The following is a 21,843-nucleotide window of genomic DNA, read 5'->3' on the forward strand; positions in this document are numbered from 1 at the left end:
TTTTCCGTGGCTGCATTTTCACGTTAACTGCGACCTGGCCTCAGCGCCACCGGGCACGATCCATGATGCGCACGGCTTCGGCGTTGTGCTCGCCCAGCAGGGACAGGTTCAGGGTGTCCATCTTGAAGTCCCCGAAGCCCTGCAGCACCTCGCTTGCGGGTACGTCGGGCCGCACCGGGTATTCCTGGTTGGCCTCCGCGTACCACCGCTGCGCCTCTTCGCTGGTCAGGAATTCGATCAGGCGAACGGCGTTTTCACGATTGGGCGCGTGTGTGGTCACGCCGGCACCGCTGATGTTGACGTGCGTGCCACGATCCTCCTGATTGGGAAAGAAAACACCCAGTTGTTCCGCGGCCTCGCGCTGGGTCGCGTCATCGCCGGCGAGCATTGCCCCGAGGTAGTAGGTGTTGGCGATCGCGATGTCGCAGACGCCTGCGGCGGCAGCGCGGATCTGGTCACGGTCACCACCCTGCGGCGGCCGCGCCAGGTTGGCCACCAGGCCCTCCACCCACTGGCTCGCCGCTTCGGAGCCCTCGCTGGCGATCATCGCCGAGACCATCGACTGGTTGTAGACGTTCGACGAAGAACGGATGCAGATGCGCCCGCGCCACTTGGGATCGGTCAACGCTTCATAGGTGGATAACTCGGAGGGATCGACCTTGTCCTTGTGGTACATGATCGGCCGGGCGCGCAGCGACAGTCCGTACCATTGACCGTCCTCGTCGCGGAAGCTCTCGGGCACGCGCTGATCGAGCACGTCGGATTCGATGGCGGACAGGACCCCTGCCTTCTTGGCCTGGTGCAGGTTGCCGGCATCGACGGTGATCAGGACGTCGGCGGGGGAGTTGCGGCCTTCGAGCCGCAGTCGCTGCAGCAGTTCGTCCGCGCGGCCGGTCAGCAGATTGACGCTGATCCCCGTATCGCGGGTGAAATCGTCGAGCAGGGGCTTGATCAGGTTCTCCTGACGCGCGGAGTACAGGTTGACCTCGTCATCAGCGTGGACCGCCGCGGGAAGGCCGAGTGCGGCCCCGACGGCCGCGATTGCGAAGACTTTCAAGCTGTGACGAAACATGGAACGCGCTCCTGAATGAGGTTGGTTAGCAGATGGCGAACAAGAACTATTGTTATTCGCTTTGATTCCGCAGTCAAGACCCTGAGGCGTCTGCCGATGGTTGCCATGCGGTCTTTGTTCACCCTTGCCGAGCCGGGCTGGTAGTCTTGCGCCATGGATGCGACGCAGCCGATGGCCATCGATTCCCTTCCCGCTGCGGTTCGGGACCGCGCGCGTGAACTGCAGGATGATTTTCTCGGGCTGCTGTCCGATCCGCCGGAGACGATGCCCGGCGCCGGCATGGTCTTTCTGTGCAGCGATTACGTCACGCAGATTGCAGGGCGTCATCCCGAATACGTGCTCGATGCCCTGGACGCCGAGGGGATGATGCCGGTCCGCTCCGACGAGGAGATCCGCGCATGGCTGGCCGAGCGCCTGCGTGAACTGTCCGACGAAGTACAACTCAAGGCCTGCCTGCGCGAACTGCGCCACCGCGAACTGATCCGTATCGCCTGGCGCGACCTCCTGGGGCAGGCCGGCCTCGATGAGGTGATGCACGATCTCACCCGCCTTGCGGATACCCTGGTGCAGGGTGCCATGGAATGGCTGGAGGAGCGGTTGCAGCAGCGTTACGGCATTCCCCGCGACGACGAGGGTCAGGCGCAGCGCCTGGTCGTACTCGGCATGGGCAAGCTGGGTGGCGAGGAACTCAACTTCTCTTCGGACATCGATCTGATCTTCGCCTACTGGCGCCCGGGCAGCACCGATGGCAGCCGCAGCATCGAAAACCAGGAGTTCTTTCAGCGCCTCGGCCGGGCCCTGATCGCCGCACTGGCCGACTCGACCCCGGAGGGTTTCTGTTACAGGGTCGACATGCGGCTGCGGCCCTTCGGCAGTTCCGGGCCGCTGGTGATGCACTTCGATGCCATGGAGGACTATTACCAGGCCCATGGCCGCGAGTGGGAGCGCTATGCCCTGATCAAGGCCCGGGTGATCGCCGGAGAGCCGGCGGCTGGCGCGCGCCTGATGGAAAAGCTGCAGCCCTTCATCTACCGCCGGTACCTGGATTACGGGGCCTTCGCGAACCTGCGCGAGTTGAAGCGCAAGATCAACGAGGAATCGGTGCGCCGCGAGCGTTTCGAAGACGTCAAGCACGGCGAGGGCGGTATTCGCGAGGTCGAATTCGTCGGTCAGGTGTTCCAGCTGATCCGCGGCGGCCGCGACCGCGATCTGCAGCGCCGCGACCTGCTCGGTGTGCTGGCCCTGCTCGCGGAGCGGCAACTCCTGCCGAAGCACGCGGTGGAACAGCTCGTGCATGCCTACCGCTTCCTGCGCCGGGTGGAGAACCGTCTGCAGATGCAGAACGACCAGCAGACGCACCGCCTGCCGTCGCAGGCCTTTGACAGGACCCGGCTCGCGCTGGCCATGGGCTATGCGGACGAAGCCAGCTTCGAGACGGCGCTGGTAAAGGAGCAGCGGCGGGTGCACGCGCAGTTCGAGCAGGTATTCTCGGCGCCCCAGCGCGACGATGCGGCAGGCGAGGACGACATGCCCGGGGGGGAGCGTCAACGCCTGCTCGGTCGGCTCTGGTCCCAGCACCTTGGCAAGGAGGAGGCGTTGTCACTGCTGGAGCAGATGGGGTTCTCGGACCCGGCGGCTGCGTACGAGGGGATTCGGGCGTTGCGCAAAGGTCCGGTGACGCGTTCCCTGTCCGAGACGGGCCGCCAGCGGCTGAATCGCCTGATGCCTCTGCTCCTCGGCGCCCTGGCGGAGCTGGACGATCCCGATGCCGTGCTGCCGCGCGCCCTGCAGCTGGTGAAGACCATCGCGCGCCGCTCCGTTTACCTTTCCCTGCTGGTCGAGAACCCGCTGGCCCTGTCGCAACTGGTGAAGCTCTGCGAGGCCAGCTCCTGGATCAGTGACCAGCTGACCCGTTATCCATTGCTGCTGGACGAACTGCTGGACCCCCGGGCGCTCTATGCCCCGCCGGGTCACGACGGCCTGAAGGAGGAACTGGAACACGAGCTCGCGCAGTTTCCCCTGGAGGACCAGGAACAGGTGCTGGACCGTCTGCGCCAGTACAAGCAGGTCCAGACGCTGCGTGTCGCGGCCGCCGACATCATGGGTCACCTTCCGTTGATGCGCGTCTCCGACCACCTGACCTGGCTTGCCGAGGTCCTGCTCGAGAAGGTGCTGGAGTTGTCCTGGAACCTGATGGTGGAGCGCCATGGCGAGCCCTGGTGCGGCTCCGGATCCAGGCGCAGGCTCGCCCGCTTCGCGATCATCGGCTACGGCAAGCTCGGCGGCCTGGAACTGGGCTATGGCTCGGATCTGGACGTGGTCTTCCTCCACGACAGCGAGGTAGAGCCTGCGCGAACGACCGGCCCCCGCGTCATCGAAAACTCCGAGTTCTTCGGTCGCGTGGCCCAACGCGTGGTGCATCTGCTGGGCGCATTCACTCCCGCCGGGCGTCTGTATGAGGTGGATACGCGTCTGCGCCCGAGCGGTGCCTCGGGATTGCTGGTGACCAGCCTTGAGGCCTTCGCCCGCTATCAGGATAGCTCTGCCTGGACCTGGGAGCATCAGGCGCTGGTGCGTGCGCGTCACGTCGCCGGCGATCCGGAACTGGGGGAACGGTTTGCCGAGGTGCGCGAGCGCGTCCTCGCCCGGCCGCGCGACCGGGATGCCCTGCGCGCCGAGGTGGTGGAGATGCGCGGCAGGATGCTTGCGGAGCACGCTTCGCGGGATCCGGATGTCTTCGACCTGAAGCGTGACCGGGGTGGTATCACTGACATCGAGTTCATGGTTCAATACTGGGTTTTGGCTAATGCCCATGATCATCCGGAGTTGTGCGCCTGGCCCGACAAGGTGCGGACGCTGGAGGTCCTCGGGCAGGTGGGTGTGATCACGCCTGAACTCGGTACGGCCCTGGCCGACGCCTATCGGGACATGCGCAACCGGATCCACCGCCTGACCCTGGGCGGCGCGGGTACCCGGTTGGGCAACCCGCCGAAGGATCTGCGGGAGCTGCGGGCGCAGGTGATGACCACCTGGGACGATCTGTTCGGGGATGTCGCGATCGCTGCGGCGGAGCCGGGGAATGCTGACTGAGGAGAGACCGACGATGTCGATGGCGGATCGCGATGGAGTGATCTGGATGGACGGCAAGATGGTGCCCTGGCGTGACGCCCGGACGCACGTGCTGACGCATACGCTGCACTACGGCATGGGCGTGTTCGAGGGCGTGCGCGCCTATGAGGCCGAGGGCGGTACCGCGATCTTCCGGCTCGAGGATCACACCCGGCGGCTGTTCAATTCGGCGCGCATCCTGGGCATGAAGATACCCTACGGCGCCGGGGAAATCAGCGCTGCGCAGCTCGCCGCGGTGCGCGAAAACGGCCTTGAGACGGCCTACATCCGGCCGATGTGCTTCTATGGCGCCGAAGGCATGGGCCTGCGTGCCGACAACCTCGAGGTTCACGTGATCGTTGCGGCCTGGACCTGGGGCAGTTATCTCGGTGAGGAGAACATGACCCGCGGGATCCGCGTCCGCACTTCATCCTACAACCGTCACCACGTCAACGTGACCATGTGCAAGGCCAAGGCCAACGGCAACTACATGAACTCGATGCTGGCCCTGCAGGAGGCGATCTCCTGCGGTTACGACGAGGCGATGCTGCTGGACACCGAGGGCTATGTGGCCGAGGGCAGCGGTGAAAACATCTTCCTGGTGCACGACGGTGCGCTGTATACCCCGGATCTGACTTCGGCACTGGATGGCATCACCCGCCGCACTATCCTGAGTCTGGCCGATGAGGAGGGTCTGAAAGTGATCGAGAAGCGCATCACCCGCGACGAGGTCTATATCGCGGACGAGGCTTTCTTCACCGGGACCGCCGCCGAGGTCACCCCGATCCGCGAAGTCGACAACCGCCCGATCGGCGAGGGAGTCCGCGGACCGATCACGCAGCGCCTGCAGTCACTGTATTTCGACGTGGTCAAGGGCCGTCATCCGAAGCACAGGGGCTGGCTCACCTACGTGTGATGGCCCGTCCAACCCGGGAGAACAACATGCCGAATCCACGCACCGCCGAACAGCAGGATCGCTTCACGCCGGCCAATGCCGAGACCGCGGTCACCGTGCGCCGCAGCCAATTGCCGCTGAACTGTCCGACCCCGCATACCGCCCTGTGGGCTTCGCACCCGCGGGTCTACCTTCCCATCGACGAGGCCCCCGACGGACGGATTCGCTGCCCCTACTGCGGCACTGTCTACACCCTGGAGAGCTAGCCCCCCAGGGTCCTATCCCTACCCAGTGACCATCCTCGATCTCCGCACCTGAAGCGAACATCGTTCTCGGGAAGAGGTGTGACAACTGGACTACGCTTTTGTGACAACTGGACTATGCTTCCGGCACGGGATCGACGGGGCACCGCGCCAACCGGCGCATCGACATCGAAGGATCAGCGGTAAGATGGGATTTCCAGCGAAGATTGTCGTGGTTGAGGACGATGCACGCATGGCGCGGGCCATCGAGCGCCACCTGAGGCGCGACGGTCACGATGTCACCACGGTGGCGAATGGCGCGGCTTTGCGGAAGCTGTACCGGCAGGAGGCTGTGGATCTGGTGCTCCTCGATCTCAACCTGGGGTCCGAGGACGGCATGGATCTGGCCCGGGAGCTGCTGAATACGACGACGGCGGTGGTCATCATCGTGTCCGGCCGCCACGACGTGCGGGACCGCATCATGGGCCTGGATGCCGGCGCCGACGACTACGTGACGAAGCCATTCGCGCCCGACGAGTTGCGGGCCCGCGTGCGCGCGGCACTCCGCCGTCACACCCTGTTCATGCCCGACCAGCCCTTGGTCCGGGCTGGCCCTTACTCTCTCGACAGCGTCAGTCTGACCCTGTCGCGCGACGGGAGCGGCCTGCGGGTGAGGTTCACCGAGACGCAGGTCAGGATCCTGAGGCTGCTGATGCAACACCATGGACAGGCGCTGAGTCGCGACAGCCTGGTGAGCCGCAGGGTCAACGGGACGGAGGATCGCAGCGTGGATGTCCACGTGGCGAATATCCGGCGGAGACTCCGGAATGCGGGAGTGGATGAACTGGTCATCGGGCCGGTGCGTGGCCTGGGTTACCGCCTTGGACTAGTATGCGATTGAGCGGGGCTTACTGCCACGGGGCATCGCACGGTTGTCTGCAGCGGTGCTGCCCTCTCGCCGAGCGCCTTCCCGACACGTCACCCTGGCCGTGTTGTCCATGAAGCGGGAGTGAGCATGCGCTTGATCTGTCTCGATGACGATCCACGGGTGGAGGCGGTCCTCGGTCGCTTCCTCCGGCGCTTGCAGCACGATGTCAGTTTTTACCGATCGATCACACCCTTCAAAACTGCGTTGCTGGACGATCCTCCGGATGCCGTGCTGCTCGATCTCGGTCTCGGTCGGGAGAGCGGCATCGATGTGATCCACTGGCTGGCGCGTGCGGGCATCGAGGTCCCCATCCTGCTTCTGTCCGGCCATGGCGACAATGTGCTCGACACCGTGCGCAGGATTGCCACTGCCAGCGGCGTCCAGGTACTCGGCGCCGTCCCGAAGGCCCGTTTGGTGACGGAGTTGCCCGTGATCCTTGCGCGGGACGTGAAACCTGCCCCTGCGGCCAAACCGGATCTCGGCAACCGCACGATGCTGAGTCCCGGAGAGCTGGCGGGATTCATCCGGGCAGGCCGGGTCGAGCCCTATTTCCAGCCCATCGTCTTCCCTGGGGATGGCAGCTTGCGTGGAGTCGAGGTACTCGCACGTCTGCGCCTTCCTGACGGCACGGTGCTCGGCGCGGACGACTTCATCGCCCTGGCGGAGTCGTCCGGCCTGCTGTATGCCGTCACCGAGGCGCTGTTCGGCCGGCTGATCGCGACGCGCGGAACCCTGGCCACGCTTGGCCTGACCTTCGTGTCGGTGAACCTGTCACAGGAGACGCTGCGGGATCCGCGCATCCTGGGGCTGGTGAGGCGACTGGTGGCCGGGCTCGCAGCGACCTGCGCGATCGAGATCGAGGTAACCGAGACGAGCATGAGTGCCGATCCGCAGACCATGCGTACCGCCGCGGCACAGATTCATCTGCTCGGCGTGTCTCTCGCCATCGATGACTTCGGCGTCGGCTATTCGTCGATTCGGGCGTTGGCTGAACTGCCGTTCGATACCCTGAAGATCGACCTGTCCTTCGTTGCCGAAATGCTCGATTCGGGAAAGGCGCTGCGCGTCTTTCACGCCATCGTCGCCTTTGGTCGCAGTCTCGGGCTGCAGGTGATCGCCGAGGGTGTGGAGACCGAAGAGCAGCGGCAGCGCATCGCATCCCAGGTCGATCTGGTCCAGGGGCATCTGTTCGGGGAGCCGATGACGGCGGACGCCCTGTTGCGCAAGTTCGCTGGACACGCGGCACCCGCTCCCTGTCATTCCCGCGTATGCCCATGAAACATCGGCACTAGCATGTTGACGCCATTTTCCCGCCTGGGCGCGGTGGCGAGCGGCCTGCTGTCCAGGGTCATCCCCGCAGGGGCTGGGCGCCCTGCCCGTATGGCCCCCACGATGGGGGGTGGCAACGCCGGCGGCGACGGCAAAGCGCAGGACGAGGTGGACATCTACCAGACCCTGGAGCGCCTTGCCAGCAGTGAAGCTGCGCTGAAGGAGGCGCAGGCGATTGCGCATCTGGGCAGCTGGGCGCTCGATTATCGCAGCGGCGAACTGACCTGGAGCGACGAGGCCTATCGCCTGCTCGGGTTCCAGCCAGGGGCTGTGGTGCCGTCGCTCAGGCTCTTCCTGTCGGCCGTGCACGCGGAGGATCGCGCCCTGGTCGAGGCGGCCCTGGAGGCCGCCCCGAAACGTGCCGATGGCGCTTATTCGGTCGAGCACCGGGTCCAGGGGCCCGACGGCATCCTGCGTGTGGTCCGGGAGAAGGGTCGCGTCCGGTTCGGTGATGACGGCGAAGCCCTGGGCATATCCGGCACCGCGTTGGACATCACGGAACAGAGGCACACCGAGTCCGACCTCCTGCAGCGCGAGCGGCTCGAGCGGGGACTGCTGGAACTCTCGGCGGTTTTCCTGCAGCGCTCCGAACTCGGCATGGATCACCTGATCGATCAGGCCCTGGAACGCATGGGGCAACTGACGGGTACCGACAGGACTTATCTCTTCACGGTGGATACCGAGCGCAGGACCTTCAGCAATACCCACGAGTGGACAGCTCCCGGCATCACGCCGGTCATCGACATGCTGCAGAACATCCCCTGGGATGTCGCCCCGAATTCGCTGAGACTGCTCGCCTCGGGGTCGCCCGTGGCGATTCCACAGGTGTCGGCACTTGGGGATGACTGGGTAGAGAAGTCCTTCCTCGAGTTCCAGGGGATTTGTTCGCTGCTGCTCCTGCCGGTGATGCAGGGCGAGAACCTCACTGGTTTCGTGGGGTTCGACGCCGTGGAGAGCGTGCGGGAATGGTCCTCCGCGGAGATCCGCTTTCTTCAGGTTTTCGCGAGCCTGATGGTCAGCGTGATCGAGCGCGAGCAGGCCTATGCCGACATGGTCGCCGCGCGGGAGCGCGAGACGATCGGCCATCTGGCCAGCGGGGTGGCCCATGATTTCAATAATCTCCTGGGTGTGATCGACGCAAATTTCTTCTATCTCCGGGAGACGCTGGTGCATTCGGGAGCGGATTCCGAGATCGCCCAGATACTCGAGGAGACCCACAGTGCGCTGGGGCAGGCGAAGGTCGTCACCTCCGGCATGTTGTCGCTGAGCCGTGCCGGGAGCTTTGCCACCGAAAGGGTCTTGCTGGCAGCTGCGATCGAGGATCTGGCGCGTATCCTGCGACAGGTGCTGCCACCCGAGATTCGTCTCGTTCTGGCGCTCGAACCCGATCTGGCCGTGTTGAGCAACAACGCATTTCTCCAGGCAGCGTTGCTCAACCTGGCGCTGAATGCGCGCGATGCGATGCCTGAGGGTGGCCAGTTGACCATCGAGACCGTCGGTGTGTCGCACTCCGGTGGAGGAACACTGACCGTGGGAAATCGGGGACCGGGACGATATGCGCGGGTGCGTGTCACCGATACGGGCTGCGGTATGGGGCCTGAGACGCTCGACCGTCTGTTCGAGCCCTTGTTCTCGACGAAGGCGCAACAGCGCGGGCACGGTCTGGGCTTGTTCATGGTGCACGAGTTCGTGCTGCGCTCAGGTGCCCTGCTGGAAGTGGATTCGCGAGTCGATGAAGGCTCGGAGTTTCGGCTCTTTCTGCCCTCTTGGCCGAGTGGCCGCGCGGACTTCGAGGAACGCGTCGGAAGCGATCTGTTCGTTGCCCCGGTCTGTCTCCGGGTGCTCGTCGTGGACGATGATCTCCGAAGCAGGGATTCGGTGGCGCGGTTGCTCGAGATGGACGGGATGCGCGTGGAAACGGCCGAGGACGGTGAGGCCTGCCTGGAAGTGCTCCGCCAGGATCCGGGTTTCGACCTGGTGCTGTCCGATGTCTCGATGCCCCGCCTTGACGGAGTGGGCCTCTGTGGTGCACTGCTCGAGGCATACCCGGCGCTGCCGGTGATCCTGATGACCGGCCAGGCACCATCGGTCTTCCCTCAGGGAGAGATTCCGGGCGCGCCGACGGTTCTGCGCAAGCCTCTGGATCTGCAGATTCTGCGTAGGGCCATCGCCAGCCTGGATCTTCGTCGGCAATGACGGGCGGCCAACGAGACATAAGGTTGGGCCACCGGGCATCACTCCCCAGCCGGGTGTGCTCGCCGCGTACCCGGTGCCCCGCTCAGAACCGCATCTCGATGCCCAGTCCCGCTGCCCAGCTGCTTTCGCGTTCCGGGTCGTCGTCATCCCTGCGCCAGAAATGCCCCAGGATCACCTCGCCAAGCATCCAGTCCCGGTAGATCGGTTGGCTCCAGATACCCCGCACACCGTACTCGCGCGTGGGCACGGGGGCGTCGGTCTCGCCTCTTGCGAGTACCTCAAGGGACAGTTCGCGCTGCTTGTCAAAGGCCTGAAACAGGCCCAGGCTGGTCGACCAGCCAGCACCGTCCGTCTCGGTGCTGATCGTCGCCGAGTTGCGCCACCGAAAGGCGGTCCGCGGCGTCAGGGCTTGGGCATAATCGAATGCCGAAGTGGTGCCGAGCCCTTGATCGACCGCGAGGAAGAGCGTCTGCCGGAACTCGAGATTGGCGTCATCGGTCAGCCACCAGATCTTCCGGTAACGGGCCTGCGCAAACAACTTGTAGCCACCGCGCACCCCCAGGCGAAGGTCCAGGTTATCGCGCAGGAAATAGCCGATCCCGGCAAATAAGGTCTGGTCGTCACTGCGGCTTTCCGGGAGCAGTGACTGGCTGCGTGCAAACGCACTGGATTCATCCCTGACCAGTTCCTCCTCGTTGTCCCGTCCGATGAAGAGATAGGCCGTTTCACTCACGTTGGGCATCTGCACGCGCAGCCGGTACCGCACGTCGTTGCTGAAGCCGTCGTCTTCGCGGTACAGGCCGCGTACCCGTAGCGATCCGGAGACACGGCCGTCCTCCTCGAAGGGTATTTCGCCGAACCAGCTGTCGACGTTTTCGACCAGCCAGTAGGAGGCGCCATAAAGACCCGCACGGGCTGCGGTCAGCACTTTGATCTCGTCGGGTTCTTCGACTGCCTCGTCCGCGCCGGGCGCCTCGAGCGTGTCGGTCCCGGCGCTCGTGTCGGTATCGGTATCGGTGTCGGCCAGCGCCTGGGTCGCCAGCAGACACATTCCCATTGCCAGCACCAAAGCTAACCGCATGCGCTGTCCCGGACGCCGACTGGACTGCCACGGAGGGTCCGCTGGAAACAGGGGTCGACGTTGGCCATGCAGTGCCTGGCCCAAGCCGGAAACGAACCAGGGTGTTCCAGGCATGCGCGGCTGTTCACCCCCCGTTGATCTCGTGCTGGTAGGGGTCCGGCAGTCCCTGGCGACGCTTGAACCGGCGGTGGCTCCAGAAATACTGTTCAGGCGCCTCGAGCACCGCCTTTTCGATCACCTGATTGATCCGCGCCGTGTCCGCGACAGGATCCTGGGTGGGAAAGTCGGACAGCGGTGGGTGGATGGTCAGCCTGTACCTGCCATCGGCCTGCCGGCAGCCAAAGAACGGCAGCACGGGGGCGCGGCTGATCCTGGCAATGCGGTGGGTGGCGGTCTGGGTCGAGGCGGGAATACCGAAGAACGGGACCAGCGCGGTGTGGCGCCCGCTCTTGCCCTGGTCTGGGGCATACCAGACCGCCGTATTGCGCTTCAACGCCCGTAACAGCCCCTTGATGTCGTTGCGGTCGATCGCGCCCTCGGTGTGGTGTTCCCGGTTGCGCTTGAACAGGTAGTCGACCACGGGGTTTTCGTTTGGCCGGTACATGGCTGCAAAGGGGCGGTGCAGGGTCAGGATGCGCGCGCAGAACTCCAGGGTCGTGAAATGGGCGCTGACCAGCAGCACCCCGCGGCCCTTCTCCAGCGCCTGATCCAGGTGCTCCAGCCCTTCGATGCTGTAGATGCCTTCGAACTTCGCGCTCGGGCACCACCATCCGCAGGCAGTCTCGAGAACACCGATGCCGGCGGCTTCGAAGTGGCCGCGCAGCAAAGCCTCGCGCTCGCCTTCGCTCCGGTCGGGGAAGCACAGGCGCAGATTCACCCGGGTGACATGACGGCGTGACCTGCCCAGGCGCTGGAATGTTCGGCCGATGGAGCGGCCGATGCCGCGCTGCGTCTGCAGCGGCAGTCGGGTCGCAAGCCAGGCGAGCCCGGCTATGATCCAGAACGGCCAGGTGGCGGGTCCGAATGGCGCTTTGAGCGTGGGTTGTCTCTGTTTGTTCTGGGTCACGCCCGGGGGCACTCCGGAGGAAATTGTTCTGCGATAGTGTACAGGCTCCGATGCCCGGTTCACCGGCCCGAGGGTCCGGGGGGCGGCAGCAGCGGGCGGAGCAGATCCAGGGTGCGTGCGGTTGCCCCACGGTTCGCGCTGAGCGTCCGCTGTGCCTGCTGAATCATCGCTGCGCCGTGCTCGGGTATCCGGAGCAGGCCTTCCAGGGCGTCCCGGAGGCCTTCCGCGTCCGCGACCTGGACGATGGCCCGATCCGCCACGAGCTGCCGCACCATGTCGGCGAAGTTGCGGGTATCCGGCCCGACGATCACCGGGCATCCGGCAGCGATGGGCTCGAGAGGGTTCTGGCCGCCATGGTTGACCAGGCTGCCGCCGACGAAGGCGGCATCGGCCAGCGCATAGAGCGCGGCGAGTTCACCCAGGGTGTCGAGAACGATCACGTCGTCGTCGCTGCCCGCTGCGGGCAATCGCGAGCGCAGGAGAGCCGAAAATCCGGCGTCCTCGGCCTGCCCCCGGATCTCCTGGGCGCGGCTGGGATGCCGGGGCGCGAGCAGCAACTGGATGCGGGTTTCCGGGTGTGCGTCACGCAGCCGGCGGTGGACGTCCAGCAGTTGCCGTTCCTCCCCGGGGTGGGTGGAGCCGGCGACCCAGAGCCATTCGGCAGCGAAGTGCGTTCGGGCAAGGTCGGTTTGCTTGTGGACGGAAGGCAGGTCGAACTTGAGGTTTCCGGCGACTTCCACCCGCCGTGCCCCCAGGCTGCGAAAGAGCCCGGCATCCTCGGGTCCCTGTGCCGCCACCCATTCCAGCCCGGCCAGAAGGGGGCCATACAGCGCCCGCAGGCGGCGGTACGTGCCGCGCCGGCTCGGACTCAGCCGGGCGTTCACCAGCACGGTGGGGACCCCCGCACGATGGGTGTGCCAGAGCAGGTTGGGCCACAGTTCGGTCTCGATCAGGATCAGCAGCCCGGGCTGCTGATGCCGGATCACGCGGCGCAGCAGCGGCGGCGAATCCAGAGGCAGGTAGCGCACCGTCACCGGCAGGCCGGAGGCCTGCATGCGCTCGCCCTCGGCCCGCCCGGCCGGGGTCAGCGTCGTGAGCTGGATCCGCAGCTTCGGGTGCTCGCGGCACAGGGCGTTCACCAGGATGCCTGCGACGCGCATTTCGCCCAGCGATGCCGCGTGGACCCAGAGGTCCGGGCCGGGTTCGGGATCGGGGCCCGCGCCCAGCCGCTCACCCAGGTGCCGGCGGTAGCCCGACTCGCGGCGCGAGCGCCAGAGGAAGTGCAGCAGCGCCACCGGGATCAGTGCGTGGATCAACAGGTTGTAGGCCAGACGGGCCAACCGGAATGACCAGCTAGCGGAATTCAAGGGTTACGCCCACCGAGTCCTCGACCGGCCATTCCTCCAGGAGATCCCGGGTCATGTTTTCGCCATCAAAAACCAAAACACAAGCTTACCAATATTCTCCCGAATCCGGGTGATGTGCTCTTGCCGTTGCCCGATTTGTTCCCGAATCGATACTCCGCATCAGGGCGTTCTGTATACTTTGATCAGGCTCGGCACGGGTCTTCGCGTCGTTGTTCAGCGTTGACGGAGTGGGGGTCGCGACGATGCTTGGCGCTCAAGCGGTCACCGCAACGGCGATCGAGCGCTTCGCCCCTGAGGGACCGACGCCGGTGGCCCCGCTCCAACGTACCGAAACGTTCGAGGGCGGTGCGCCCGCGAACCGCGAGATGGAAATTGGGGTTTGATGGAGCATCGTCATCATGGGCGGCTGTGGCCGGGAACACGGCCGGCCAGAAGCAGTTTCGGGCTGCCGTGATTCCGGCATACTGAGCGAATACGGATCACCGTGGAAGCGTTGTTCCCGAGGGCTTGAGACGACGATGGAATTCGAGGTTCAGCTATCGGACCCTTTCTTTACGATCCACGATGCCGCACTCGCGGAGGCTCCCGAGGCGTGGATGTTTGACCCGCAAGCCCTTCATCAGCGGGGTCTTGCTATCGGCCACGGAGACGATGGTCGGGGTCGGGTCCTGTTCTTCGATCCCCCGATGCCAGGATCGAGTGGACAGTGGGTGCTTCGGCATTATTTCCGAGGCGGGGCAGTCGCTCGGATCCTTGGTGACCGATACCTCTGGACGGGATTGAGCCGGAGCCGGCCGTGGCGTGAGTTCCTGCTCACCGCCCGAATGCGGGACGAGGGCTTGCCGGTGCCAAGGCCGGTCGCGGCCCGGCTGTCCCGTGCCGGGCTGTATTATCGGGCCGACCTCGTGACGCAGCGCGTTCCAGATGCATGTTCATTCGATGCCCGTCTCCGCCAAGGCTCGCTTACCAGCCGTCACTGGCACGGCGTTGGAGCTTGTGTCCGTCGCTTCCACGACGCGGGCTACTGTCACGCCGATCTGAACAGCCGCAATATCCTGATTGATGCCTGCGACCGCATCTGGCTCCTGGATTGGGATCGGGGGCGCTGGCGGCCGCAGGGTTCCTGGCGTGAGGAAAACCTGGCCCGGCTCAAGAGGGATCTCGAGAAGCACGTCCGGCAGCATGACGGTTGGTTTTTCTCGGCGTCGGATTTCGCGAAGCTGCTTGCCGGTTACCATGATCCCTCAGCGGCACCAACGAGCGATAGCAATCGCAGTTGATTCCAGGCTCATGCCATTTTTTGCCCAAGCGCTTGCCATTGGGCCCGGCGGGACCGATCCGGCTATCTTTGTGGCAGGGTGGGTATGCCATCGGTGCCGGCATTTCATCAGCCCATCGTGAAGGCCGCCCGGATCGACCGGTGCGTCAGGCGGGAAGCCGCTACGCTGATCCGTTGGGCTCACGCCATTCCATTCGATCGTCGAACTCCAGTTTGCCACCGCATTCCGCGCAGGCATATCGGTAACCCCGTTGTGTGATGAGGTGATGTCGTCTCGGACCCAGTCGGTGGGACTGGCATTTACATTGATAAACATAAATACGGCTCCGTCGGCCGGTCAGCGGAGTTCGGTGGGTGACGGCAGGCGGAAACCCCAGTTCTGCCATGACAGCACGCCATTGTGGCCCGTGCGGCCGCACAGATCTAAGCCCGAGCCGCCGGTAAACGATCGAGTGCGCGACTTCATGGGCCACGGTCGCGGGAAAGTGGGCGTGCCAGTCCTGGATGAAGGCATTGGGGTTGAAACGGAGCATCTCAACCCCATCCTTTAAACGCCATTGTCCGGCGGCGCGGCCGCGCAGGTCGAGCGTTATCTGCGGTGCCGGCAAGGCAGACATCTGCAAATAAAACGCATGGGCAGCCTCCCGTATCGCCCGATCTTGGAACTCGTTCAGGATGGCGAGTGTCATGGGCCTGTCATGTGGTCGATTTCTTGTATCTTTTTTCAATTTTTATTAAATTATGAGGAATAAGCAATAGTTGTCCGAAGTCTATATGCTGGCAAACAACAAACGAGGAATCCTGATGAGTGCCGAGAAGAAAAAGTTCGATGATTTGAGTGCCGAGGAATTATACGCGTTGGCCCGTGAGCGTGAGCAACAGGAGGAGGAGCGCAGGGAACAGGAAATCAAGGAGAAACGTGTTGCACTGAAGGCCGAGCGTAAGCAGATGCTGGCGCGTCATCGGAAGGAGCTGGCGGAACTGGATCGCCGGATCCGTGACATGGGTGGCTCCGTACCGAAGGCGCGCGCGGGCGGCGCCCGTCGTCGTGGTGGAACCGGGGAGGGAACGATCAGCCAGCGACTTTGCGAAATCGTCGCCACCCAGCCGGAAATGACGGTCAGCGAGATCCGCGACCAGGCGGAAAGCGCGGGGATCGATACCAAGAACATCAGCCAGACACTCGCCTACCTGAAGCGCCAGGGCCGCCTGGCTTCACCGCGCCGCGGCGTGTACACCAGCGCCTGAGCAACGGCAACGCCCCAGGGTCACGGCACGGCTGGAGGCGCGGGATCGGCTGGGGCATCCAGTGTCCGTGTCGTCAGAGGACTTCGTCACGAGGCGAGGTTTCGGTCCTCGGCGGCACCGGACAGTTCCACCATCCCAAGGTGGGTGCCATCGCAGCGCAAAGCGCAATCCCCCAGCAGCCAACGCCGGAGTTCCGCGCCTGCGACCTGCTCACGCCAGCCGCGGGCCAGGGCTGCATCCTCCTCCCCCCGCATCAGTGCCACGACGTCCTTGCGACTGGCGACCGCCTCCGGGGTGATCTGCTGTTGCCGCGCAAGTTCCCGCAACAGACCCATGCCGACGTCGACGATCACCTCTTCCGCCTCCGCCAGCGGCCTTCTTTTGGAGAGTACCGGCCAGGTTTCCCGGGGAGCCTCTGAGCCCTTCTGCACAGCCTGAAGGATCTGGCGGGCCTGGGTTTCGCCGATCCCCTTGGGCAGGCCACGCAACTCCCGCAGGGCCTGCACTTCGGTGGGGCGCGTCCGGGCAATCAATAGCAGCGCGTCGTCGCTGATGATCCAGCGACGCGGCCGGTCGAGGTCACGCGCCTGACTCTCCCGCCAGGACGCGAGCTCGCGCAGTACCGCCAGTTCCCGGGGCTTCAGGCGCTTGTGCCCGCTGACGCGGCGCCAGGCGCCCTCGAAGTCCGCCTGGTAGAGTTCGGGGCGGGCCAGTGCCTCCATCTCGGGCTGCAGCCAGGTCAGGCGGCCGAGCGTGTCGAGTTCGCGTTGCAGGGAAAGGAAGAGCTGGACCAGGTAGCGTACGTCGTCGCGGGCGTAACTCAACTGCTCCGATTTCAGAGGACGTTGCGACCAGTCGGTGCGTGACTGCGTCTTGTCGAGTTCGTGTTGCAACACCGCCTGAACGAGATTGGCGTAACCGACCTGTTCTCCGTGGCCGAGCAGGCTGGCGGCAACCTGGGTATCGAAGATCGGACCGGGCACCTTGCCTGTTACCAGATAGAGCACCTCGAGATCCTGACTGGCGGCGTGGAAGACCTTCAGGACCGCCGGGTCATGCAACAAAGCCTTCAGCGGACCGAGCTCCCTGAATGCCAACGGATCGATACAGGCAATGTGATCGGGGGTTGCCAGCTGGATCAGGCACAGTTGTGGAAAGTAGGTCTTTTCCCGCATGAACTCGGTATCCACCGCGACCCATGGGCTGCCGGCGATGGCGTCGAGCAGTACGCGCAGATCGGCTTCGGTGTCGACCAGTCCATGATCATGCATCGGACGATCCGGTTCCCTTTCCGGAGGCATTGAAGGCCGCCACCTGTTCCGGACTTGCCTCCTTCTGGTACTGGCGCTTCCACTCCGGGTACGGCATGCCGTAGACAATCTCGCGGGCCTGGTTCAGATCGAGTTCCGTCCCCTGGTTCGCGGCAGCTGTGACATACCATTTTGCGAGACAATTGCGGCAGAAGCCGGCGAGATTCATGAGGTCGATGTTCTGTACGTCCTTCCGCTCGTCCAGATGTTGCAAGAGACGCCGGAATACTTCGGCTTCGATTTCGGTTCGGTTCTTGTCTTGCATGGCAACAGGTCTTCCCATTCTTTTGGTTTGTCGGGTCGGAGGCATCGCGCCTGGGCCGATGCCTCTGCGGATGGCGTCGCCCGTCGGCGATCCCGTCGGGCGTTCCGGAAGTTGTAGCAGCGTGTCAGGTCAGGTGCAAAAGCCAGCGCCTGCGGGCATCACGCAGGATGTGATAGACGACGGGCCACAGGAGCGCACTGGTCAGGATCGGGAGCCAGTAGAGGTTGCTGCCCGGAGGGAACCCGATGGCTCCCTGGATCCAGATGTTGAGGAAACGTGTGAGTCCGACCAGAAAGGCCACGACCACGGCCTGTTGCCACAGGGGGTACACGCGCAAGCGCGGGTAGATCTGGAGCACGATGAACATCGCCGCCGCCAACGCGAGTGCGTTCTGGCCCAGCAGTTGGTGCTGCAGCACGTCGAGGAACAGGCCTGCGAGAAAGGCCACGAGGATGCCGACCCGCCGCGGGAAGGCCATGCCCCAGTAGACCAGCACCAGCAGTACCCACTCGGGGCGGGCGGTCGCGATGGCGCCGGGAAGCGGAACGATGGTCAGGGCGAACGCGGCCAGCAGCGACAGCAGCACCGGGACGGGTATCACCATCCCCGGGTTCACTCCCGCCCATCCGGCTGTTCCTCCGCCCCTGGCTGCGGCGCGGGGGCATCGGTCCACAGCAGCAATGCCTCGCGCGAGCGGTCCAGGGCCGCCAGGGGTTCCGCCGCGATGACCAGGAACGGCTGACCCGGCAGGTGCTCGACCGAGACGATGCGTGCGACCGGGTAATCGGAGGGGAAGCGTCCGCCGAGGCCGGAGGTCAGCAGCAGATCGCCTTCCTCGATGTCCTCCTGTGGCGGCACGTGGCGCAGGTTCAGGCGCCGCGGGTTGCCGGAACCCACCGCCAGCGCGCGCAGGCCGGTGCGGGCCACGATCACGGGGAGGGCGTGTCCAGGATCCGAGATCAGCAGCGCGGTCGAGCTGGTCCAGTTCGGGGTCAGGATCTGGCCGATGACGCCGTCGGCGTTGATCAGGGGCTGACCCGCGTAAACGCCGTCGAGTCGGCCCTTGTTGATCACGATCTGCTGGCGGAACGGGTCCAGATCCACCGCGAGGAGCTTGGCGATCTCCACCCTCTCCGTGGCCTGCGCCGAGGTATGCAGTAGCGCCCGCAACCGGTCGTTCTCCGCCTGCAGGGCATCGAAGCGCAGCTGCCGCGCGCGCAGCTCCATCAGGTCCGAGCGCAGCAGGCGATTTTCGAGCACGAGCTGTTCGTGGCGGGAGAAGGAGTCGAGAATCCGGCTGCCGACGCGGATCGGCGCGTCGACGGCCAACTGCAGCGGGTACGCGACCGTGGCCAGGACGCTGCGCAGGGTCTGCAACTGGTAGAAGCGGTGGTCGAGTGCCATCAGGGCCAGGGCGATCAGAACCACGGCAAGCAGGCGTAGGATCGGCGACGCCCCGAGGCTGAACAGCGGCTTTTCGATGACAAGTCCTCCGGCAGGCGGGAGACTACTCGCTGGCCAGGAAGTCGACCCGTTTCTCGTCGAGCATCTCCAGAACGCGTCCGCCGCCACGCGCAACACAGGTGAGTGGATCCTCGGCGATCACGACGGGGATGCCGGTCTCTTCCATGATCAGGCGGTCGATCTGCTGCAGCAGCGCGCCGCCGCCCGTGAGCACGATGCCGCGCTCGGCGACGTCGGCACCGAGTTCCGGGGGCGTCTGTTCCAGCGCGGTGCGCACCGCGGAGACGATACCGTGCAGCGGATCCTGCAGGGCCTCGAGGATCTCGTTGCTGTTCAGGGTGAAGGACCGCGGCACACCTTCCGCCAGGTTGCGACCCTTGACCTCGATCTCCAGCAGATCCTTTCCCGGGTAGGCCGAGCCGATCGCGTGCTTGATGCGCTCTGCGGTGGCCTCGCCGATCAGCACGCCATAGTTGCGGCGCACATAGGACATGATGGCCTCGTCGAAGGTGTCACCGCCGATCCGCACGGATTCCGAGTAGACGATGCCGTTCATCGAGAGCACGGCGACCTCGGAGGTGCCGCCGCCGATATCGAGGACCATGGAGCCCACCGCCTCGTCCAGCGGGATGCCGGCGCCGATGGCGGCAGCGACCGGTTCCTGCAGCAGATAGACCTTGCGCGCGCCGGCCCCGAAGGCGGATTCGCGAATCGCCCGTCGCTCGACCTGTGTCGCGCCGCAGGGCACGCAGACGAGCACCCGGGGGCTTGGCCGGAACACGCGACGCTCGTGCACCTTCTTGATGAAATGCTGCAGCATTTTTTCGGTGGTCGTGAAGTCGGCAATCACGCCATCCTTCAGCGGCCGGATGGTGATCACGTTCTCCGGCGTTCGCCCGAGCATCTTCTTGGCCTCGGTGCCCACGGCCTCGAGCGAGCGTGGCCCGCCGGGGCCGCGGTCCTGGCGGATGGCCACCACCGATGGCTCGTTCAGGACGATGCCCTGCCCGCGCATGTAAATCAGCGTGTTGGCGGTACCCAAATCAATGGAGATATCGTTGGAGAACAGCCCCAAGATGCGCTTGAACATGGCTCGACCTGAAGGAAGCGGGCGGGAAGGACGCGAAACTCTAGCAAGCCCCCATTGGTTTGGGCAAGGAGGGCTTTGTGGTAACTTTGCGCTCCCCCGCACTATACGTTGATATTGGAACCATGTCCCTGAACAGCGATGAAGTTCGCCGGATCGCCCAGCTGGCGCGTCTGGCCGTGGACGATCGGGAGGCCGAGGAATTCGCGGCCGGCCTGAGCGACATCTTCGATTTCGTCGAGGCCCTGAACGCGGCCGAGATCGGCGGCGTCGAACCGATGGCCCATCCCCTGGATGCCGAACAGCGCCTGCGCCCCGACGCGGTGAGCGAGCCCGACCAGCGCGAACTGTTCCAGGCGATCGCGCCCGCCGTCGACGGCGGACTCTACCTCGTGCCGCGCGTGATCGAATGATCCACGCTCCGGTACAGCGATGGAAGGGCAGGCCATGAAACTCGATACCCTCGCAGGTTGGGCCCGGCGTCTGCGTGCCCGCGACATCAGCAGCCGCGAGCTGACCGAATTCTACCTCGGGCGCATCGACCGCCTGGATTCGCAGTTGAACAGCTTCATCTCGGTGACGCCGGACCTGGCACTCGCAGCGGCCGATGCGGCGGACGAGCGTCTCGCACGTGGCGACGAGGCGCCGCTGCTCGGCCTGCCGGTGGCGCAGAAGGACATCTTCTGCACCTTTGGCGTGCGCACCAGCTGCGGTTCGAAGATGCTCGACAACTTCATCGCGCCCTACACGGCGACGGTGGTCGAGCGAATGAACGCCGCCGGGGCGGTGATGCTGGGCAAGACCAACATGGACGAATTCGCGATGGGGTCGTCCAACGAGACCAGCCATTACGGCCCGGTGCGCAATCCCTGGGACCCGGAACGGGTTCCCGGCGGTTCCTCCGGCGGTTCCGCGGCGGCCGTGGCCGCGCGCCTCGTCCCGGCAGCCACCGGTACCGACACCGGCGGCTCGATACGGCAGCCGGCGGCCTTCTGCGGTATCACCGGCATCAAGCCGACCTACGGCCGGGTGTCGCGTTACGGCATGATCGCCTTCGCCTCCAGCCTGGACCAGGCCGGACCCATGGCGGCGAGTGCCGAGGACTGCGCGCTGATGCTGAACGCGATGGCCGGCTTCGACCCGCGCGACTCCACCAGCGTCGAACGGCCGGTCGAGGATTTCACCGCGGGGCTTGGCGCCGACCTGAAGGGTCTGCGCATCGGCCTGCCGCGGGAATTCTTCGGCGAAGGCCTCGACCCCGGCGTGCGCGCGGCGACCGAGGCTGCCCTTGCGGTGCTGCGCGAGCGTGGTGCCGAGCTGATCGAGATCAGCCTGCCCAACAGCGGGCTGTCGGTGCCGGCGTACTATGTAGTGGCGCCGGCGGAGTGCTCGTCCAACCTCGCGCGCTACGACGGGGTGCGCTTCGGTCACCGTTGTGACGAGCCCCGGGACCTGACGGACCTGTACACCCGCTCCCGGGCCGAGGGCTTCGGGGCCGAGGTCAAGCGACGCATCATGATCGGGACGTACGTGCTGTCGGCGGGGTACTACGATGCCTATTACCTGAAGGCACAGAAGGTGCGCCGGTTGATCGCCGACGACTTCCGGCGCGCCTTCGGGCAGGTCGATGTGATCGCCGGTCCGACCAGTCCCGAGACACCCTTCCGTCTGGGTGAGAAGAGCGCCGACCCGGTCCAGATGTATCTCTCCGACATCTATACCATTGCCGTGAACCTCGCGGGGCTCCCGGGGCTGTCGATGCCCGCCGGCACGGTCGGCAACCTGCCCGTCGGCATGCAGCTGATCGGCAATTATTTCGACGAGGCGCGCCTGCTGGGTGTCGCTCACCAGTTCCAGCAGGAAACCGACTGGCATGCCCGCATGCCGGCGGCCTTCGTCTGAGGTC

The 21,843-nt window shown here is 65.1% G+C and carries 20 protein-coding genes; 10 read left to right on the plus strand and 10 right to left on the minus strand.

Going from position 1 to position 21,843, the window contains the following annotated elements; all coding sequences use genetic code 11:
* Positions 1–40 precede the first annotated feature (40 nt).
* A complete protein-coding gene (locus EA346_RS14095) occupies positions 41–1,072 on the minus strand; it encodes a Fe(3+) ABC transporter substrate-binding protein (protein WP_296759662.1) in 1,032 nt (343 codons plus the stop codon).
* A gap of 171 nt (positions 1,073–1,243) precedes the next feature.
* Between EA346_RS14095 and glnE the strand changes: the two genes are divergently transcribed.
* The 6 genes from glnE to EA346_RS14125 all read left to right on the plus strand — a co-directional run bounded on the left by glnE (position 1,244) and on the right by EA346_RS14125 (position 9,770).
* Positions 1,244–4,162: a bifunctional [glutamate--ammonia ligase]-adenylyl-L-tyrosine phosphorylase/[glutamate--ammonia-ligase] adenylyltransferase gene (gene glnE / locus EA346_RS14100; protein ID WP_296759705.1), complete on the plus strand. Its 2,919-nt coding sequence runs from the start codon at positions 1,244–1,246 to the stop codon at positions 4,160–4,162.
* A gap of 13 nt (positions 4,163–4,175) precedes the next feature.
* Positions 4,176–5,096, plus strand: coding sequence for a branched-chain amino acid transaminase (locus EA346_RS14105; protein ID WP_296759663.1), 921 nt, complete (start codon positions 4,176–4,178; stop codon positions 5,094–5,096).
* A 26-nt stretch (positions 5,097–5,122) separates the two neighbouring features.
* The gene (locus EA346_RS14110) at positions 5,123–5,341 is read left to right on the plus strand and encodes a zinc-finger domain-containing protein (protein ID WP_296759665.1); all 219 of its coding nucleotides are present in this window, start codon (positions 5,123–5,125) and stop codon (positions 5,339–5,341) included.
* A gap of 184 nt (positions 5,342–5,525) precedes the next feature.
* A complete protein-coding gene (locus tag EA346_RS14115; RefSeq protein ID WP_296759666.1) occupies positions 5,526–6,218 on the plus strand; it encodes a response regulator transcription factor in 693 nt (230 codons plus the stop codon).
* A gap of 114 nt (positions 6,219–6,332) precedes the next feature.
* Positions 6,333–7,523, plus strand: coding sequence for an EAL domain-containing response regulator (locus tag EA346_RS14120; protein WP_296759668.1), 1,191 nt, complete (start codon positions 6,333–6,335; stop codon positions 7,521–7,523).
* 15 nt (positions 7,524–7,538) lie between these two features.
* On the plus strand, positions 7,539–9,770 hold the full coding sequence (locus EA346_RS14125; RefSeq protein WP_296759669.1) for a response regulator: 2,232 nt from the start codon (positions 7,539–7,541) through the stop codon (positions 9,768–9,770).
* 82 nt (positions 9,771–9,852) lie between these two features.
* On the opposite strand, the gene EA346_RS14130 is transcribed toward EA346_RS14125, so the two are convergent.
* From EA346_RS14130 to EA346_RS14140, 3 genes are all read right to left on the minus strand, one after another.
* Complete coding sequence (locus EA346_RS14130; protein ID WP_296759671.1) at positions 9,853–10,851, minus strand: hypothetical protein; 999 nt, start codon at positions 10,849–10,851, stop codon at positions 9,853–9,855.
* Positions 10,852–10,975: 124 nt separating this feature from the next.
* Complete coding sequence (gene lpxL / locus EA346_RS14135) at positions 10,976–11,917, minus strand: LpxL/LpxP family Kdo(2)-lipid IV(A) lauroyl/palmitoleoyl acyltransferase (protein WP_296759672.1); 942 nt, start codon at positions 11,915–11,917, stop codon at positions 10,976–10,978.
* Positions 11,918–11,976: 59 nt separating this feature from the next.
* Complete coding sequence (locus EA346_RS14140; protein WP_296759674.1) at positions 11,977–13,284, minus strand: 3-deoxy-D-manno-octulosonic acid transferase; 1,308 nt, start codon at positions 13,282–13,284, stop codon at positions 11,977–11,979.
* Between the two features lie 518 nt (positions 13,285–13,802).
* Here EA346_RS14140 and EA346_RS14145 point away from each other — a divergent pair.
* The gene (locus EA346_RS14145) at positions 13,803–14,564 is read left to right on the plus strand and encodes a 3-deoxy-D-manno-octulosonic acid kinase (RefSeq protein WP_296759707.1); all 762 of its coding nucleotides are present in this window, start codon (positions 13,803–13,805) and stop codon (positions 14,562–14,564) included.
* 160 nt (positions 14,565–14,724) lie between these two features.
* Here EA346_RS14145 and EA346_RS14150 read toward each other — a convergent pair whose 3' ends face one another.
* On the minus strand, positions 14,725–15,252 hold the full coding sequence (locus EA346_RS14150) for a SprT-like domain-containing protein (protein ID WP_296759675.1): 528 nt from the start codon (positions 15,250–15,252) through the stop codon (positions 14,725–14,727).
* Positions 15,253–15,367: 115 nt separating this feature from the next.
* Between EA346_RS14150 and EA346_RS14155 the strand changes: the two genes are divergently transcribed.
* Positions 15,368–15,811 (plus strand): hypothetical protein, encoded by a 444-nt coding sequence (locus tag EA346_RS14155; RefSeq protein WP_296759677.1) that lies wholly within the window; start codon positions 15,368–15,370, stop codon positions 15,809–15,811.
* 86 nt (positions 15,812–15,897) lie between these two features.
* On the opposite strand, the gene rnd is transcribed toward EA346_RS14155, so the two are convergent.
* The 5 genes from rnd to EA346_RS14180 form a co-directional block, all read right to left on the minus strand.
* On the minus strand, positions 15,898–17,082 hold the full coding sequence (rnd, locus tag EA346_RS14160) for a ribonuclease D (protein WP_296759679.1): 1,185 nt from the start codon (positions 17,080–17,082) through the stop codon (positions 15,898–15,900).
* Positions 17,075–17,386 carry a DUF1244 domain-containing protein gene (locus EA346_RS14165; RefSeq protein ID WP_296759680.1) on the minus strand — a complete coding sequence of 104 codons (312 nt, stop codon included), beginning with the start codon at positions 17,384–17,386 and terminating at the stop codon, positions 17,075–17,077. Before EA346_RS14165 ends, rnd begins: the two co-directional genes overlap by 8 nt.
* Before the next feature lie 124 nt (positions 17,387–17,510).
* Positions 17,511–18,002 (minus strand): rod shape-determining protein MreD, encoded by a 492-nt coding sequence (gene mreD / locus EA346_RS14170; RefSeq protein WP_296759682.1) that lies wholly within the window; start codon positions 18,000–18,002, stop codon positions 17,511–17,513.
* The gene (gene mreC / locus EA346_RS14175; RefSeq protein ID WP_296759708.1) at positions 17,999–18,868 is read right to left on the minus strand and encodes a rod shape-determining protein MreC; all 870 of its coding nucleotides are present in this window, start codon (positions 18,866–18,868) and stop codon (positions 17,999–18,001) included. Before mreC ends, mreD begins: the two co-directional genes overlap by 4 nt.
* A gap of 25 nt (positions 18,869–18,893) precedes the next feature.
* Positions 18,894–19,940 carry a rod shape-determining protein gene (locus tag EA346_RS14180; protein WP_296759684.1) on the minus strand — a complete coding sequence of 349 codons (1,047 nt, stop codon included), beginning with the start codon at positions 19,938–19,940 and terminating at the stop codon, positions 18,894–18,896.
* Positions 19,941–20,062: 122 nt separating this feature from the next.
* On the opposite strand from EA346_RS14180, the gene gatC reads away from it, so the two are divergent.
* Together gatC and gatA are read left to right on the plus strand one after the other, a co-directional pair.
* A complete protein-coding gene (gene gatC / locus EA346_RS14185) occupies positions 20,063–20,350 on the plus strand; it encodes an Asp-tRNA(Asn)/Glu-tRNA(Gln) amidotransferase subunit GatC (RefSeq protein ID WP_296759685.1) in 288 nt (95 codons plus the stop codon).
* A 34-nt stretch (positions 20,351–20,384) separates the two neighbouring features.
* Positions 20,385–21,839 (plus strand): Asp-tRNA(Asn)/Glu-tRNA(Gln) amidotransferase subunit GatA, encoded by a 1,455-nt coding sequence (gene gatA, locus EA346_RS14190; protein WP_296759686.1) that lies wholly within the window; start codon positions 20,385–20,387, stop codon positions 21,837–21,839.
* The last annotated feature ends 4 nt before the right edge of the window (positions 21,840–21,843 follow it).

This window comes from Thioalkalivibrio sp., assembly GCF_007692535.1.
GTDB lineage: Bacteria > Pseudomonadota > Gammaproteobacteria > Ectothiorhodospirales > Ectothiorhodospiraceae > Thioalkalivibrio.

What these genes read in the sequence shown, in the direction of transcription:
- EA346_RS14095 (WP_296759662.1), bottom strand. Translation starts at nt 1,072, where the DNA reads ATGTTTCGTCACAGCTTGAAAGTCTTCGCAATCGCGGCCGTCGGGGCC.
- EA346_RS14110 (WP_296759665.1), top strand. Translation starts at nt 5,123, where the DNA reads ATGCCGAATCCACGCACCGCCGAACAGCAGGATCGCTTCACGCCGGCC.
- EA346_RS14120 (WP_296759668.1), top strand. Translation starts at nt 6,333, where the DNA reads ATGCGCTTGATCTGTCTCGATGACGATCCACGGGTGGAGGCGGTCCTC.
- gatC (WP_296759685.1), top strand. Translation starts at nt 20,063, where the DNA reads ATGTCCCTGAACAGCGATGAAGTTCGCCGGATCGCCCAGCTGGCGCGT.
- EA346_RS14155 (WP_296759677.1), top strand. Translation starts at nt 15,368, where the DNA reads ATGAGTGCCGAGAAGAAAAAGTTCGATGATTTGAGTGCCGAGGAATTA.
- EA346_RS14130 (WP_296759671.1), bottom strand. Translation starts at nt 10,851, where the DNA reads ATGCGGTTAGCTTTGGTGCTGGCAATGGGAATGTGTCTGCTGGCGACC.
- EA346_RS14115 (WP_296759666.1), top strand. Translation starts at nt 5,526, where the DNA reads ATGGGATTTCCAGCGAAGATTGTCGTGGTTGAGGACGATGCACGCATG.
- EA346_RS14105 (WP_296759663.1), top strand. Translation starts at nt 4,176, where the DNA reads ATGTCGATGGCGGATCGCGATGGAGTGATCTGGATGGACGGCAAGATG.
- EA346_RS14125 (WP_296759669.1), top strand. Translation starts at nt 7,539, where the DNA reads ATGTTGACGCCATTTTCCCGCCTGGGCGCGGTGGCGAGCGGCCTGCTG.
- EA346_RS14165 (WP_296759680.1), bottom strand. Translation starts at nt 17,386, where the DNA reads ATGCAAGACAAGAACCGAACCGAAATCGAAGCCGAAGTATTCCGGCGT.
- gatA (WP_296759686.1), top strand. Translation starts at nt 20,385, where the DNA reads ATGAAACTCGATACCCTCGCAGGTTGGGCCCGGCGTCTGCGTGCCCGC.
- rnd (WP_296759679.1), bottom strand. Translation starts at nt 17,082, where the DNA reads ATGCATGATCATGGACTGGTCGACACCGAAGCCGATCTGCGCGTACTG.
- EA346_RS14150 (WP_296759675.1), bottom strand. Translation starts at nt 15,252, where the DNA reads ATGACACTCGCCATCCTGAACGAGTTCCAAGATCGGGCGATACGGGAG.
- EA346_RS14180 (WP_296759684.1), bottom strand. Translation starts at nt 19,940, where the DNA reads ATGTTCAAGCGCATCTTGGGGCTGTTCTCCAACGATATCTCCATTGAT.
- EA346_RS14145 (WP_296759707.1), top strand. Translation starts at nt 13,803, where the DNA reads ATGGAATTCGAGGTTCAGCTATCGGACCCTTTCTTTACGATCCACGAT.
- glnE (WP_296759705.1), top strand. Translation starts at nt 1,244, where the DNA reads ATGGCCATCGATTCCCTTCCCGCTGCGGTTCGGGACCGCGCGCGTGAA.